The 15,273-nt window shown below is 51.8% G+C and carries 13 protein-coding genes; 5 read left to right on the top strand and 8 right to left on the bottom strand.

Features of this window, described 5'->3' with window-relative positions; translation table 11 throughout:
• The first annotated feature begins 179 nt into the window (after positions 1-179).
• Positions 180-2,774, top strand: coding sequence for an alpha/beta hydrolase-fold protein (locus ACN0YN_RS18725; RefSeq protein WP_417386529.1), 2,595 nt, complete (start codon positions 180-182; stop codon positions 2,772-2,774).
• On the opposite strand, the gene ACN0YN_RS18720 is transcribed toward ACN0YN_RS18725, so the two are convergent.
• The 6 genes from ACN0YN_RS18720 to ACN0YN_RS18695 are packed head-to-tail and all read right to left on the bottom strand — an operon-like array spanning position 2,775 to position 8,936.
• Positions 2,775-4,388, bottom strand: a complete 1,614-nt coding sequence (locus tag ACN0YN_RS18720) for a proton-conducting transporter membrane subunit (protein WP_417386528.1) — start codon at positions 4,386-4,388, stop codon at positions 2,775-2,777.
• A 58-nt stretch (positions 4,389-4,446) separates the two neighbouring features.
• Positions 4,447-6,321, bottom strand: coding sequence for a hypothetical protein (locus ACN0YN_RS18715; protein WP_417386527.1), 1,875 nt, complete (start codon positions 6,319-6,321; stop codon positions 4,447-4,449).
• On the bottom strand, positions 6,314-6,682 hold the full coding sequence (locus ACN0YN_RS18710) for a hypothetical protein (RefSeq protein WP_417386526.1): 369 nt from the start codon (positions 6,680-6,682) through the stop codon (positions 6,314-6,316). The genes ACN0YN_RS18715 and ACN0YN_RS18710 overlap by 8 nt, the downstream gene beginning before the upstream one ends.
• Positions 6,679-7,440, bottom strand: a complete 762-nt coding sequence (locus tag ACN0YN_RS18705) for a hypothetical protein (protein ID WP_417386525.1) — start codon at positions 7,438-7,440, stop codon at positions 6,679-6,681. The genes ACN0YN_RS18710 and ACN0YN_RS18705 overlap by 4 nt, the downstream gene beginning before the upstream one ends.
• 1 nt (position 7,441) lies before the next feature.
• Positions 7,442-8,494: a hypothetical protein gene (locus ACN0YN_RS18700; RefSeq protein WP_417386524.1), complete on the bottom strand. Its 1,053-nt coding sequence runs from the start codon at positions 8,492-8,494 to the stop codon at positions 7,442-7,444.
• Positions 8,487-8,936: a hypothetical protein gene (locus tag ACN0YN_RS18695; protein WP_417386523.1), complete on the bottom strand. Its 450-nt coding sequence runs from the start codon at positions 8,934-8,936 to the stop codon at positions 8,487-8,489. The genes ACN0YN_RS18700 and ACN0YN_RS18695 overlap by 8 nt, the downstream gene beginning before the upstream one ends.
• 233 nt (positions 8,937-9,169) lie before the next feature.
• On the opposite strand from ACN0YN_RS18695, the gene ACN0YN_RS18690 reads away from it, so the two are divergent.
• The 4 genes from ACN0YN_RS18690 (at position 9,170) to ACN0YN_RS18675 (ending at position 13,328) form a co-directional block, all read left to right on the top strand.
• Positions 9,170-9,544 (top strand): gamma-glutamylcyclotransferase family protein, encoded by a 375-nt coding sequence (locus ACN0YN_RS18690; protein WP_417386522.1) that lies wholly within the window; start codon positions 9,170-9,172, stop codon positions 9,542-9,544.
• Positions 9,545-9,633: 89 nt separating this feature from the next.
• On the top strand, positions 9,634-10,101 hold the full coding sequence (locus tag ACN0YN_RS18685; protein ID WP_417386521.1) for a DUF1569 domain-containing protein: 468 nt from the start codon (positions 9,634-9,636) through the stop codon (positions 10,099-10,101).
• Between the two features lie 127 nt (positions 10,102-10,228).
• Positions 10,229-11,899, top strand: a complete 1,671-nt coding sequence (locus ACN0YN_RS18680; protein WP_417386520.1) for an FAD-dependent oxidoreductase — start codon at positions 10,229-10,231, stop codon at positions 11,897-11,899.
• Between the two features lie 37 nt (positions 11,900-11,936).
• Positions 11,937-13,328 carry a sodium/glutamate symporter gene (locus ACN0YN_RS18675; protein ID WP_417386519.1) on the top strand — a complete coding sequence of 464 codons (1,392 nt, stop codon included), beginning with the start codon at positions 11,937-11,939 and terminating at the stop codon, positions 13,326-13,328.
• A 53-nt stretch (positions 13,329-13,381) separates the two neighbouring features.
• Here the strand turns inward: ACN0YN_RS18675 and ACN0YN_RS18670 are convergent, their stop codons facing one another.
• Positions 13,382-13,969: a peroxiredoxin family protein gene (locus tag ACN0YN_RS18670; RefSeq protein ID WP_417386518.1), complete on the bottom strand. Its 588-nt coding sequence runs from the start codon at positions 13,967-13,969 to the stop codon at positions 13,382-13,384.
• Positions 13,970-14,134: 165 nt separating this feature from the next.
• Positions 14,135-15,115: a pentapeptide repeat-containing protein gene (locus ACN0YN_RS18665; RefSeq protein ID WP_417386517.1), complete on the bottom strand. Its 981-nt coding sequence runs from the start codon at positions 15,113-15,115 to the stop codon at positions 14,135-14,137.
• Between the last annotated feature and the right edge of the window lie 158 nt (positions 15,116-15,273).

Genomic DNA, 15,273 nt, shown 5'->3' with positions numbered 1-15,273 from the left:
AGAGAGTGGCTCGGATCGTGGCCTGAAACGGGCGTACTGTTGACAGCCACACACACGCTCACAAAAATCGAGGGTGAAGCAAGCAGTGGCCGTCATGATCGATCGGCACTGAATTCTCTCACTCACGGATTGAACGACCACCCCTATGATTCGACAGAATCTGGAAACGGATTGAACCAATGCAAACTCTTCGAACACGATTTTCGTTTGCGTTTCGATCAACTCTATTACTGCTGGCCCTGGTACTACTCCCGTCACCAGCTGAGTTGCAGGCACAGAAAAAAACAACGGAGACGGGTTTTGTCAACGCGGTTTACAAGGATGATCAGGGCGAACATCGTTATGTGGTTTTCGTTCCGAAAAACTATAACCCTGAGAAAAAATATCCGGTCATCCTGTTTCTACACGGTGCGGGGGAACGGGGCGACGATGGATTAAAGCCGATTCAGGTCGGTCTGGGACCTGTGATTAAGCAGCAGGAAAACTCCTTTCCGTTTGTCGTCGTCTTTCCACAGGCAGAGATCAGGCAGGAAAGCCTGCTGGCGGGCTGGCTCGCCGATTCACCCGGTGGAAAACGGGCGCTGCAGATTCTTGATAACGTGATGAAAGATTATTCGATCAACGCCGATCAGCAGATCCTGACAGGCTGGTCCATGGGAGGTTATGGTGCCTGGAGTCTGGCCGCCGCGGATCCCAAACGCTGGTCAGCTGTCGTGCCCCTCGCAGGGGGAGGTAAAGCAGAGTGGGCCTCTAAACTCAAAGAAACACCCATCTGGGCCTTCCAGGGAGCCGACGATCGGGTTGTATTACCCAGCGAAACAAAACAGATGGTCGATGCAGTCAAGCAGGCTGGTGGAAATCCCCGCTTCACGGAAGTGCCTGATGTGGGACACGATGTCTGGAAAGTCGCTTATACAAAACCACTGTTCGACTGGATGTTGAATCCGTCAAGTGACGTTGCCAACAGCGCGCCGCTGCTGGTCAAACCCGATCAGAAACGTCCTGCTGAAGTCGACGCTGATACGCCGTTTGTTCCTGCGCTCGTGATTGAGAACGCCGTCTCGGTTCGACTGGGGAACCGTTTCCTCAAAACGCTGGCAGATGCTGTTCCCAGTATGGTCCCTCCCGATATGCTCGAAGGGGGCATCGATGACATTTATGATTCCACGGTCGCCCAGGGACGCAGCTTCAGCGTACAGTTTTCCGGGATCTCTTACAAAGGGGAACTGGAACGTGCCGCCGTTGAAGCCTATGCAGCAGATACTTTAAACATTCAGCTCGGCATTAAAAACGTGGACCTCTACATCAGAAGTACCTATGTGAACGGCAATCGCCATGCTGCTGTCGCAGGGCCGATCTCGGTCAGCATCGGTTACCAGGAGCCAGTCTGGTTGAGTTTCGATGTGAAGCCTTACATTAAAGATAATCGGATCAAGCTGCAGTTACTGCGATCCCGGTTTAATATTCCCCAGAACAACTGGTCTGTCTCCGGACCGGCAGGCGTATCCACACGCGGGATCGGCATGACCTCGGAAAAGGTCTCCAGTGGGCTGGTTGACGGAATTTACGGCAGCAAAGGACGCATTGAAAACGAAGTCAAAGCCATCGTACCTGGCCTGGTTGAAGAACTGGAAAAGCAGATGAACTTCGACGAAGCCAGTGAAATCGTGGATGCCATCTGGCCGCTTCCCGTTTATCACCCTCGGATGCAGCTCGCGCCAAGCCAGGTGCTCACAGACAAGCAGGGGATTTCTCTCAGTTTTGGATTGACTGTTGCTGCTGTTGATTCAGCTGCGCCACCCGCGCAGATCCAGCGATTGAATTCGTTCGGGCGTTCCGTCAACGACATTCCCAAAGTGACTGACCTGCAGATTGGTGTCGCGCCTGGCATGCTGAAACCATTAACAGAAATGCTGGTCCAAGCCGACGTCGCGCGGATTCCCGTACAGGATATTCCCGGCCATTCATTCGACACACTGGTTGATCCTAAAACCATGCAACAGGTCTTTCCCGATCTGAAGCAGTACGGCGATGATTTGAAAATCTGGGCGGAACTGGTACTCACCAGACCCATCCAGGTCGAAGATGGCGGGAAGTCAAAAAAATCAGATATCAAACCGTTCCGATTCGAGGTGCCTCAGGCAGCGATCTCGATGGCGATTAAAAAATCCGCCTCGGATCAAAAATGGACTCCCTACGCGGAATTTACCCTCTCACTCGGACAGGATGTGGAAGCAGAAATTGTGGATCGCACTTATTCCAAACGCGCTTTGAAACTGGACTGGGAAGGGGGAGCTAAAATCGGCGGTACCGCTCGGTTCGCTCCCGATTATAAGCCCCAGGATACCAGCATCGATCAACAGAAACTGAGGGATCTGGTTCAGTCTGCCTGGAGTGGCTGGACGAAGCAGGGGCCAGCTTCCGTCGCAGAGATTCCTGACATCGAACTCGGTTTTGGACGTTATCGTATCAATAAAGTCGACTGGTCTGCCCCTCAACTGCTGGCGACCTTCACGGTACCCGAACTTAAACTGACCAATAACACCAAAGTTGATATGGAATACGAACTCAAAAGTCCTTACAGCGACTGGGGGGGACCTTACAAATTAAAACCCGGTGAGTCGCATACTTTTGATGCGGCCACTCCGTTGCTCTACCGTCGCAAGGTGAATAACCGGATGCAGGTCTTCACGCTGGCCGCGGGCTCCCATTTTGAATTCCTGCCGGAAAACGGTAATGAGAGTGGTACATTATTCGAAGCCGCAGATAACTGATCAGTTTTCCGCGTCTGGTGTTTCAATCTCAGTGATGCGGACAGGAAACAGCGGTAACAGGTTTTTTTCCGCCAGCGAAGCCGGGGAGATGCCTGTTACCAGGATCAGTAATAGAACGGGACCGAATGCCAGCCAGGCGAAGAGACGGTGTTCCTGTTCGTAATTCGTATCATCTTCTGGCTGCGCTTTAGTTTCTGCAGCAGTTTTCAATAATTGCCAGAAACCGCGGATCAAAGCCAGTTGAAACAGCAGACTGCCAGCCAGGTAAAACAGCGCCACCAGCAGGCTGTCTTGTAAGAGGTTCCATAATAAAACAAACTGCACTGCAAAGCCGCCCAGTCCCGGTAGTCCTGCGAGAGACAGAATCACAAAGCCGGCTATCCACACCAGTAGTCGACTGGATTTTCCTGTGACAGTAACTGACAGAACCGGAACCACCAGCAGTAACAGGCAACATGCCAGCCCCTGAATGACATTGTATATGATCAGATTTGCAACGGCGGCAGGTTCAGCAGCAAACAGGAGCGTAAGTGTTAATGCGGTTTGACCCAGCAGGAAACTGACAATGCTTTGCACCAGACCGCCACGACAGGCCAGCAGAGAAAAATAGAGAAAGCCACACATTCCCCAGAAGCTGATCTCTGCGGAGATGCTCTGTACCACTGATTGATTTAACGGGACCATAAAACGCAGCATCCCGTAGATGCTGATTTTGGTGAATAATGCCAGCAGGACCAGGCACCAGGTGGAGCGATCCTTTTCAAACAAAGCGGAATCCGATTCCTGTCTCATCCATTGCGTCATACCGTAATGAGCGGGGAAGATTGCCCCTTTGATGGTGAAACCTGTGATCAGAACCAGAAAAATCCAGGGGGAGATCGTACTCCAGTAAGTTTCTGCCAGCGGGTACAATGCGACATCGTCCACGGTGCCCTGTAAAATATCATTAAATTGAAATGTGACCGGTTGAGGCGATTCCAGCAGCAGCCCCTGCATCCAGGTATAACCCGTTGCTGCCAGCAACAGCCCGGTCACGATAAATGCATCGCCTAGAAACTGCAGAAACATGGTACTTTCCAGCAGCCGGATGGAGCGTGAACCGCTCCAGATGCGGATCAGACAAAGCATACAGAATGTCGAAGCCAGCAGGAAAGAAACAAAACTGATCAGGTCATAAGAAACAAACAGACCCGCCAGTAACGCCTGAAGCAGCATGAGCAGGAAATAATGTCCCCGCGATTCCACTCCTATGCGCCGGGAGAGCAGGATCAGCGCCGGCCAGAGAGCAAAGGGGAGCAGCAGAAACCAGAGGGAGACACGGTCGATTGCCCATTGAAAGTGACGTGGTGTTTCTCGACGCCCATGACTGACTTCATCTGCAGGCAACTTCAGTGTAATGGAAATGGCACGGGTAGGGCTTTCGTCTTTTAAGGCAGGTGCTGTCAGCAATGTGGCCAGAATCAGACAGGATATGAGTGAATTGGAAAATGCGGTCCAGCGATTGAACTCCATCCCCAGCTGGGAAATCCCCCAGCCAAAGCAGGCACCTGCGACGGGCATGATAACCAGTAACACAGGTGACAGTGAGATGACAGTGTTCAGAAACGAGTGCATACAGGACTCAAATGACAATAACTACATAATGAAAAAAGAAAGCGAGAAATAACGGCACTTAAATCTGCAGTACCATCAGCACAAAAATCAGGATCGACATCGTAAAAATCAGAACCAGAGTCGGAAAAGCCGTCTGTCCGTTTTGCATCTGACTCAATAAGTGTCCCCAGTATCCGGGCAGCTTCTCCAGCATGCGACGGCTAAGTGCCGTTACCAGCCAGTCATCGAGAAAAGCCACACATTGAACCAGATAATTCACTGTCTGAAGGATAACCCGGTTCAGAATCTGGTTGGCATGGTAATGCGATTCACCCAGTTGCAGCAGGCTGGAGGTGGCGTGCTGGCTTGTCGTTCCCCTGGTTTGAGGAGCCGTCATCCAGGCCAGAATCAAAGCGACCAGCACTGCGAGACAATATAGTGAGCAGAAAAACCAGTCCCGTTCAAATGACTCCGGACCGAAATTTTTCAGCGGCATCTGCCAGTACCCGGGCACCAGTGGGAGCGGGCAGAGCATCGCCATTGTCAGCAGGCAAATCAATCCGGTGATGCTCCACAGTAACAATGTGGGAAAATGATAATGCGACTTTGTGGTGGTCTGTCGCGAAAGACTGAAATAGAACCGGGTCAGCCCAAACACATACACGCCAACCAGTGGCAGTATCAACCAGATGAGAACGTCATTTCGTAGCTCGGTTACTGACTCACGTGCCGTGATCAGAGGGGGAAGTAATGTCCCCAGGCTAATAAAGGCTGCAGCCAGTAGCAGGAGCAGACAGACTCGGATCGTGGGTAGAATCGTTTCAGAGAGCCGTTGCTGTTGTTGTCGGCAGGCCAGAGAGAGGAGTACGGAAAGGACGCAGATTTGTACTATAATCAGAGGCAATAACACTGCAGGAAGTTCTGATCCGCTGAATCCCAGTGTGGCGACGATGATTCCCGTCAGGGTGGCTGTCAGCCAGCAGAGGCAGCGGCTCCAGTCTGATACTCGCATGAGAGTGATCGCAGAAAATCCGGTGAGCACGGCGGAGATGATTGCCAGTTGTGTGATTAAGTTCCGGGTCGCATCAACGGCCAGTAACAGCGGCGCACAGCGCATTAATAAAAACAGTCCCACAGGCATCGCCAGCAGATTCAACGCCGCCAGCGAACGACCGGGCCACGGGCGAGTATTGCTGATCACCAGCGCAGAAGCCGGAAACAATCCCAGGCGTGGCACCACTGCCAGAAAAAGGGTGACTCCAATTCCCGGCAAAGCGACCCGGTTATGCGCCTGCACTGCCTGAATCGCAGCAGGCTGTAATGTTTTCATAAAATCCAGAGAAGAGAAATTCGTATGGATCAGAAAGAGTGCCAGCAGGAGCAGCGCATCAGAAAAGGTATTCCAGCCCCACCAGTGTCGACTGACTGGCTCTACAGCAGACTCTGTCTGAAAATTGACTTCATGCAGCAGATTCAGGCCGAGTGAGAGAATCAGCCAGAAGAAAAACAGTTCCAGGAAGTTGGTCGACAGCACAATTCCCGTCGCAGCACAAAACCCAAGCAGATAGAGCGGCCACGCATAACGACTTTCGGAATCAAGCCTGTCTGCAGTCCTGGGGCTCAGTAACAGAAAAAACAAAGAGCACAGTGAAATCAGACCATACCATGTCAGGCTCACGGAATCGAACAATACGCCGATCTGTAATTGAGGAGTGGATTTTCCGGCGAGAGCGAGCCAGTTCAACAGTGTCAGTGAATAAGTCTGCTGCTCAAGGCGGGAACTGAAAAAACAGAGACAAGTCACAGCGACGATCGAAGTCAGCGTGACACCAGCGACGACCGGCCAGTGCGGCTTTCCTCGCAAGACGCCACAAGTCACCAGCGCAGCAATCAGCAGCATCACAAACGGTGTGACCAGGCTTAACTGCAGGAGCACTGTGATTGCTTTATCCACCGGAGTCTGTTCCTTGATCGGGGAAGATACGATAAGGGGACTCGGTCGCCGGTTCTTCTTCCTGTACCGGCTTCGGGTTCTGACGTTTCCGTTGTGACTGGAGAATCAGGAAGGAGAGCGTACTCAGCAGCGGTAAGAGAAACAGGAAGATAAGTAGAAAGGAAAAACTACCCTCTCTGACACCGCGCGACTGACCATAGGCGGCACAGATCAGACCGGCACCCTGCAGCCAGAGCAACAAAGAGAACACCATTGAAAAAGCATTCCGCTGCAGGAGCATACCCAGAAATCCCAAAGCAATCAGGAGTACCGCCACCAGTAATTGATTGTGTAACAGTGCGACAGATGTCAGCAGAATCATGGCTGCTTTCCCTGTTCATCAGAAATGAAACGCGTGATTCCCACAAAACAGACCAGAACAAACAGGATGAGTACAATCAAGGCAGGCCAGTGGTCCGTCAGCAGTTGTCTGACCAGCAGCAGGCCTTCTACTTCGACTGCAGCAGGCTCAGGTATCTGTCTGCTCGTCGGGCCCCATTCACGATGAATCACCCACAGAAATCCACACAACAACAGGCTGCAGGCCAGACAGGCTAAAAACGGTTCGCGAAACGATCCTTCCGGGTCTGCATCATCTGTTGGGGAATCTGCATTGGAAATACCCGTAAAGACAAACAGCAGCAGCATACCCCCAGCGATCAGCCAGCAGATCCAGATCAGAGGCAGGAGATCAGCCTGCAGCAACAGCATCCCTCCGCAAAGGAATGAGAGGGTGGCGGCCGTCAGTGACCATTTCAATTCGGAAGCAAAAACTGCTGCCCCTCCGAACCCGATCACGAACAGCCCCACAACGAACGGACTGAACTGCATGACCCATCCCCGGATCCCGCTACCGTCTTCCGTATTAAGGGGCTGCCCGAACCAGTAAAATAAGATGCTGACCGCAAACAGGGATAACACAGGCCAGCCCCACCGCTGTCTGGTCGATTCACTTTTCTGCTGTGTCGGCAGATTCAGGTAGCCGTAGATTCCGGTAATCATCAACAGCACCAGCACCGTCAGTGTCAGAAACAGCAGATTGTCACCCGTGCCCGGCAGATAAAATTTCAGGTCATCCATTTTACGTCTGATCTTCAATGAGGGGTGTCGAATTTTGTTTTGCGGTCGTTGTTAATCTTTTGAGGTTAGCTTTCGGCAGCAGGAACCCGGCCCAGATCGCCAGCAGGCTGAAATTCAGCAGTACATGCATCAGGGGATCGGACATTCCCAGCAGATGGAAGGCGAGAAACGAAGCCGTTAACGCGATCAATGCCAGCCACAAAATCAGCTTCCAGAGACGTTCCGGATCAAAACCACTGCATCTCTGGAGAAAGACTCGTAACCGCAATACAAGAACCACTAAAACGAGTATGAATACCAGCGAAGCTGCCAGTTCCCCGAACTGCATGCCGGTACTTTTCTCCCCCAAAGGAAAAAAACAGCTGGGACTGACTGCAACGAGATCCAGAACCAGGATACCAGTCACCAGCCGCAATTCACGGAGCCAGTTCTGCACCGGGCTCACCCGACGATCAGGGCAGGCATTGATCAATAAGTAAGGTGCCATCCAGGCAAGAATCAATGCGAAAGTTCCAGCAGGCTGAAGCACAATCAACGGGAGAGAAGTATGGCCTCCCTGTACGGCATGACTCGAATAGACTGGTAAATAGGCGACCACCGCGGCCCAGGCCAGTAGCAGTGGCAACCAGAAAAAAGCATTCAGAATCAATGAGATGGAAGCGATTCGCCGTCGCTCTGTGATTGCCAGACTGACTTCACCGGCAATCTGCAACAGGTTCAGCAGACCCAGAAACAGCAGGGGAGCAAAGCGACATGTCACCAGTTCCGATTGACTGGAGAGGCTGCCAGTTCGGGTTGAAAAAATTGTATAAAGCACTGGATACAAACAGAACATCAGCAGACTGCACAGTAGAGAGAACAAAAGCAGATACTGATCAGATCGATTTCGAATCTGCTTCTGTGCATGGGCAATCCTTCTCACCGCACACAACAGTCTCGCTTTGAAACCGGTTTCTGATAAAGGATAAGCCAGTTCCGAAAGTGTAAATGAGAGAACCAGTACCATGCATAATAAGCCCAGCATTCCCAGCAGAAGCAGCACCGTCTCAGTCATCAGACAACTCCTCAGATTCTGATGGCTGAGCGCGGAATGGCTCGTCGGCAATTTGACCCTCATGGAACTCAGAGAAATCTGCGAAATCAGTTTGTTGCACCGGTTCAGGGAAAGCCAGCATTCCCGTCCAGAATGTCATGCCCCAGACCAGCAGCAGTGCACCGGCAAGCGTGAGTGTGACAGGGTGATTCCACGATGCAGTCTGCATGGTAGTCCCCAATACCAGCAGCAGTGTGGGCACGACGATCAAGACTGAAGTAAAATTCCAGTACAGTCGCCGTAGAACTGTGGAGCGAGAATCATCGCCGGGCAGAACCTCGGGTTCAGGGGGAACTGCCTCAATGTCTGTGGAGCTGCGAAATCCGATTTTGATCGTAAACCACACGATCAGCGTGCAGCAGACGGCGATTAAAAGATATTTCAGAAAGAGAAACCAATCCATGGCGGACTTTCAACGCTGTGATGAGGTACAATCGTTGTGATCTTGGTCTTATTGACGCAAACATCACCTGCGGATTTTAAGTGAAATCGCCTCCCATGCGAAACGTCTTCATGCCCGTATTTCGTTCAATTGGAAAAAGTAATTTTCTCTGCATTCGAATCAGAGTATCCTGTAGTCGAAGTATTTCCAGAGATTCACTCAGAGAATAGACGACCTGTCAACCTGATAGAAACATGATGACACCAGATTCAGATAGATTGATTTTTGTCTATGGAACCTTGAAACGTGGTTTCTGTCGTGGACATTATTTGAAGGACCAGACATTTCTCTCAGACGCGTTGAGCACTGCCGATTATACCATGTACGATTGTGGCTCCTATCCCGGCCTGGTCAAAGCGGAGTCGGGGGGCACCAGTATTCACGGAGAGCTCTGGCGCGTTGATTCGCGATGCCTGAAAGTGCTGGACGAGGTTGAAGGAGTTGCCGAGAATCTGTATCAGCGGGGAGAGATTCAGCTGATACAGCCCGAAGTAACGGAACCAGTCCAGACCTACTTCTATCAGGAATCGGTGAATCAGCTGCCGGTTGTGGGAGCTACCTGGCAGTAATCTCTTGAATTCACACAGAATTACTTGTGAGAAATTACCTGTTTCTGCAAAATGAATTCTTCTATTTCTTTGCCGCCAGGACCAGACTCATGTCTTCACAGACCGCCACTCGTAGAAAAATATCGTACGCCACATTGCAGGAAATCATCGATGATGCCACCCGGTTAGCTGCTGCAGATGCACCCACGACGGGTAACTGGTCGAAAGGGCAGATTTTCGATCACCTGGCGCGGCTCATGGATTATTCACTCGATGGTTTTCCGTTCCGACTGCCCTGGCTGTTTCGATTGCTCGGGAAGCACTATTTCAAATCACGGATCCTGAAGAACGGCATGATGCCCGGCATCAATTTAAAAGGGGACTCAGGAAAAGCCCTGCTTCCCGATCCTATTGACGATCAGGCGGGGCTGGATCATCTGCGAACTGCGATCCAGCGACTGATAGCAGAACCCCAACGTTGCCCCAGCCCGTTTTTTGGTGAACTGAGCCGGGATGAATGGGATCTGCTGCATCGCCGCCACGCAGAACTGCACATGAGTTTCATCGCGGAACCATAGTCATAATTCCCGCAGCTGAGAAACAAGCCGAATCCAGATGACAATCAGTAGTGATGATATCGCGGTCTGTTTATAATCCAATTTGAGAATAATCTGACTTACCAGGAACAGACGAGAAAGGCAGCTCATGTCAGGGAAGAAATCAGTGAAGGTCGTGATTGTCGGAGGAGTCGCCGGCGGAGCCAGTGCTGCGACACGTGCCAGGCGCTGTAATGAAGATGCGGAAATTGTCCTGTTCGAGAAAGACGAACACGTTTCCTTCGCCAATTGCGGCCTGCCTTATTATATTGGCGGAGAAATCACCGAACGCAGTAAACTGCTTGTCGCGACTCCTGAGCTTTTCAAAAATCGTTTCAACATCGAAGTTCGCACAAAACATCTCGTCCAGTCGATTGATGTAGACGGGAAAACCGTCTCCGTATTGAACCAGGAGACAGGCGAATCTTTCACTGAAACCTGGGACCGGTTGATTCTCTCTCCCGGTGCGGCTCCCATTGTTCCTCCACTGCCGGGCATCGACGCGCACAACGTCTTTACGCTCCGTAATCTGAATGACACGGATGCCATCAAGGAATATATCGAACAGCATAATTGCCAGCGTGCCGTCGTGGTAGGTGCCGGATTCATTGGCCTGGAAATGGTTGAACAGCTGCATCATCTCAAAATGCAGACCGATCTGGTGGAACTGCAGCCCCAGGTGCTGCCTCCCCTTGATCCCGAGATGGCACAGTTGATTCAACAGGAACTCACGGCGCATGACGTTAATCTGCATCTGGGAACGGCACTGGAAAAGGTGACCGTCGAAAATGGAACCGCGGTTGGTGTTGCGCTGGGAAATGGCACGACAATCGACACCGATCTGATTATTCTCGGGATTGGTGTGGCACCGGCGACGGGGCTGGCGAAAGCTGCCGGGCTCGAAATCGGCAAGTTCGGCGGCATCTCCGTCAACGAATTCATGCAGACATCCAATCCTGAAATTTATGCGGTCGGCGATGCAGTCGAATACATGCATGGCGTGCTGATGGAACCGCTCCGCATTCCGCTGGCTGGACCTGCGAACCGTGCTGGTCGGATCGCAGGTCAACACGCGGTGACCGGATCTGCCGACCCCATGATGTCGCCCGTTGGTACTGCAATTGTCCGTGTGTTCGGCTTAACCGCCGCCATGACCGGCTTGAGTAAGAAGTTTGCAGAAAAAGCTTCCCGTGAGAATCGTTCCGTGATCGTCGTTCCCAAACATCACGCCGGTTATTATCCCGGTGCAGAATCACTGTTCTTCAAACTCACGTATAACCCCGAAACAGAGCGGGTTCTGGGCGCTCAGATCGTGGGAAAAGAGGGCGTCGATAAACGCATCGATGTCATCGCCACCGCTTTGAAATTCCGCGCCTCCATTCGCGATCTGGCCGGTCTCGATCTCGCGTATGCACCACCGTTCGGCTCTGCCAAAGATCCCGTGCATATCGCTGCTTTTGTCGCCGGCAATGATCTGGACGGCCTGGCCTCCATCGTGGAAGTCGACGCCGACCTCGATGAGTATCAGATTCTCGATGTCAGAACCGATCAAGAAGTCGAGGCCTTCCGCTTTCCCAATATCATTCACATCCCCGTTGACGAACTTCGTCAGCGGCTCTCGGAACTCGATCCTGCTAAACCGATCGTCACGGTCTGTCACACTGCTCTTCGGGGTTATATTGCTGCCCGCATTCTCAAACAGTCTGGCTTCAAAGACGTCCGCAACCTGACAGGCGGTATGCTCATGCAACGCTACGCTCGACCGGAATTGTTTAAATAGCATCACCGACAGTCGTAATGAGGATACTTGCCGTACGATGTTCGCCGACTTCGCCATCATTTCCATCCTGCTGGTCATCGCGCATCTGTTACGCTCTCGAATCAGGCTTCTGCAATCCCTGCTGATCCCGGCGCCCATCCTGGCTGGCTTTCTGGGACTGATTGGCGGTCCGCAGCTGCTGGATCTGCTCCCCTTCAGCCTGACTGCAGAAGGCAAGACGGCGATGGAGCGTTATCCCTATGAACTGATCGCGATTCTGTTCGCGACACTCTTTCTCGGGCATCAGCCGCGCCGGCCTTCTCTCCGGACAATGCTGCGCGATGTCGGCGATACCTGGTTTTATAACTTCGCCGCTTACATTGGTCAGTTTGGAGTGGCATTACTGTTCGGACTGTATGTGCTCCCATTTTTCTTTCCCGATCTGAATCCCGGCTTTGCTCTGATGATGCCCGCAGGCTTCGCGGGAGGACACGGCACCGCAACTGCTGTCAGCGAGTCGTTACAGGCAGGTGGTTTCGAAGACGCTTTGAGCCTGGGATATACGTTCGCCACCATTGGTCTCCTGCTGGGTATCTTTGGTGGACTGCTTTTGATCAACATCGCCACTCGCCTGGGATGGAGCCATCTCGTCAAGTCGGCTCAGGAACTGCCTAAAAGCACACGCTCCGGATTTCTGACTCCCGAAGAACAATCCTCAATGGGAACGAACACGGTGAGTGCCATGTCTCTCGATCCGCTTACCTGGCATTTCGCGATCGTCATGGCGGCCTTTGGCGGAGCACATGGCATCGACTACCTGTTTCGTCATATCCTGGAGTCGAAAGTTATCCTGCCCCTGTTCGCAGTGGCGCTGCTGGTGAGTGCGATCCTGCAACTGCTGCTCGAACTCTGTCACCTTGGCAAATATGTCGACCGACAGGTGATGGCCCGCATCGGTTCTTCGGTCTCCGATTACCTGATCGCGTTTGCGGTCGCTTCGATCAAGATCAGCGTGGTCGTCGAATATATGGCGCCTCTCATTGTGATGTCATTGCTCGGCTTTCTGTACGCGGTAGGTATGCTCTGGTTTCTGGGACGACACCTGTTTCACAACTTCTGGTTCGAACGCAGTATCTTCGCTTACGGCTGGATGACCGGCGTCGTCGGCATTGGCGTGCTGCTGTTGCGGATTGTCGATCCCCAACTGAAATCCAAAACTCTACAGGATTACGGCCTCGCCTTTGTCGGCATCTCGCCACTGGAGATCCTGCTGATCGTTGTCGTGCCACCACTCGTTGCGCAGCAGATCATTCTGGCCCCCGCGATTGTGATACTCGTCGTGGCAGTCACCTGCTTCTGTCTTTCTGCATATCTCGTCGGCTGGTTCCGTACACCGCCCGGTCAACTCCGTCCCGGCGAACAGGAAATCATCGACGACTTAAAGAGCTGATTCTGATACTCTCAAACAGAAACAGTCAGGGGATTGATTCACACTCTGGATTATTATTTACCCAGTGCCTGCAGGACCTCTTTCGCACTCGCCCGGTTGCCATGCGTCTTGCTGATCTTCGCATACTTGATCTTGCCATCGATGCCAATCACGAAAGTGGAAGGATACGCGGTTTCCCGTTTGGCATCCCAGCGGAGATGATAGGCGTTTGTAAATTTGTAATCCGGATCGACCAGGAAATAAAAGTTCTCAGGCAGGCTCTGATCGCGGATGAATTCGTCGGCCCGTTTTTCCAGATCTTTCGCGGGGCCGGGATAGACCATGACTACGCTGGCTTTTGCTGCTTTCAACCTGACAGCGTTGGAGATGAACTGGCCTACCTGTCGCGTGCAGATCGGACATTGATAACCCGGGTAACCCCGCAGTACCAGTAACACGACTGGTCCCTTTTTCAGCTGTTCTGACAGCGAAACCTTCTGCCCGCCTGGAGTCGCCAGCTGAAAATCTTTCGCAGTATCTCCGACAGCGGGCCTTGTGGCTTCTTTATTCGCGGTATCGGCTGCAACCGGTTTGCCGCCATGGATGAGTAACAGTGCCAACATGGTAACAGTCAACGGGCGGACGAATTCGAGCGAGCACATAGAGATCAGCTCCTGAAGAAAATAGACAGATAATGATACGTTGATAACATTACATCCAGCCACACAGAGTGGTCACACTGATATCATAGTCATGTCTTATTTTCTGATCTGTGAAATTTTGCACTAAATTTCAAACAGATAAAACGTTTTTTCTAATGATCTGCTTCAGGGATTGGACTGTAATACGCCGATTAACCGTTCAACTTCCCGGTCAAATATTGCTGGATCGGTTTCATTTTCCTGAAAATCAGCGGCGACCCGGTTGCAGAGTACCTCTTTCTGCTGATGTTCCCAACTCCCAAACAGATGCTGGTCCAGATTCAAAGGCAGCAGTGAATGAATGACGTTCGTGTCCCGTTTAAATTCACGGTCTTCATTATTAATCGCCAGTTCGATTTCCTGATTCACCCAGTCGCTCTGCAATGAATACTGGGATGCACACAACAGGACTTTATCCAGAATCTTCATGCCGCGATCGATGGAAGTCTCCCCAGCATGCAGAGTCTGTTTCTCATCCAGCCAGCAGCGAATTCCCTTCGATTGAAGTGCAGCATGGAGTCTTTCAGCAAACGCTGCATCTTCCGGGCTGTAACAGATAAAACAGGAAAAGAATTCCAGAGCGGTCTGTTCAAAATGATCGGTGATGTATGCAATCAATTCGTCCGACAGCCCACATCCCCGCAGAAACTTTGCCGGAATATGTCCTTTAGAACTCATCAATGTATCCATGCCTAAAGTACTTGGTCCCTCATGTACCACCATTTCCAGGTTCACAGCGCGGGAGAGATCTACTTTGACCCACAATGTATTCCGTGAGATTGCTCCATTAAAATCCACTTCGCGTAGATTGGAACCGTGAAAATTCACCCTGCTCAAATCCGTGTTACATAAGTCCGCGAAACAGAGATCGGCTTTTTCCAGGTTGGCTCCGGTCAGATTGGCTCCTGCCAGATCGGCACCACTCAGGTCCGCTCCGGCTAAATTCGCACCGCTGAGATCAGCTCCTAACAGATTCGTTTCCGTTAAATCTGCACCGCTGAGATCAGCGCCGCTTAAATCCGGTTTGACATCCGGATTTTCAGTCCGCCAGCGATCGATGGAGACAGCGCCGGTTCGAAATACATCTACATACTCAGAATTCGCCACAAACGCTCTCCCCGGACCAAATGAATCAATAACCGGCCCTCATTCTGACAATGCCGCCACCGGACTGCAATTCACTACTCAAACAGTTCTATAAAAGCAGTTAATTCTTGATCGAATCGGGGAAAAAGCCGATTGTTACGTCAAAAAAACAGTGAATC

The organism is Gimesia sp., from assembly GCF_048260065.1.
Lineage (GTDB): Bacteria > Planctomycetota > Planctomycetia > Planctomycetales > Planctomycetaceae > Gimesia.
This window is presented reverse-complemented; position numbering and strand designations above follow the sequence as displayed.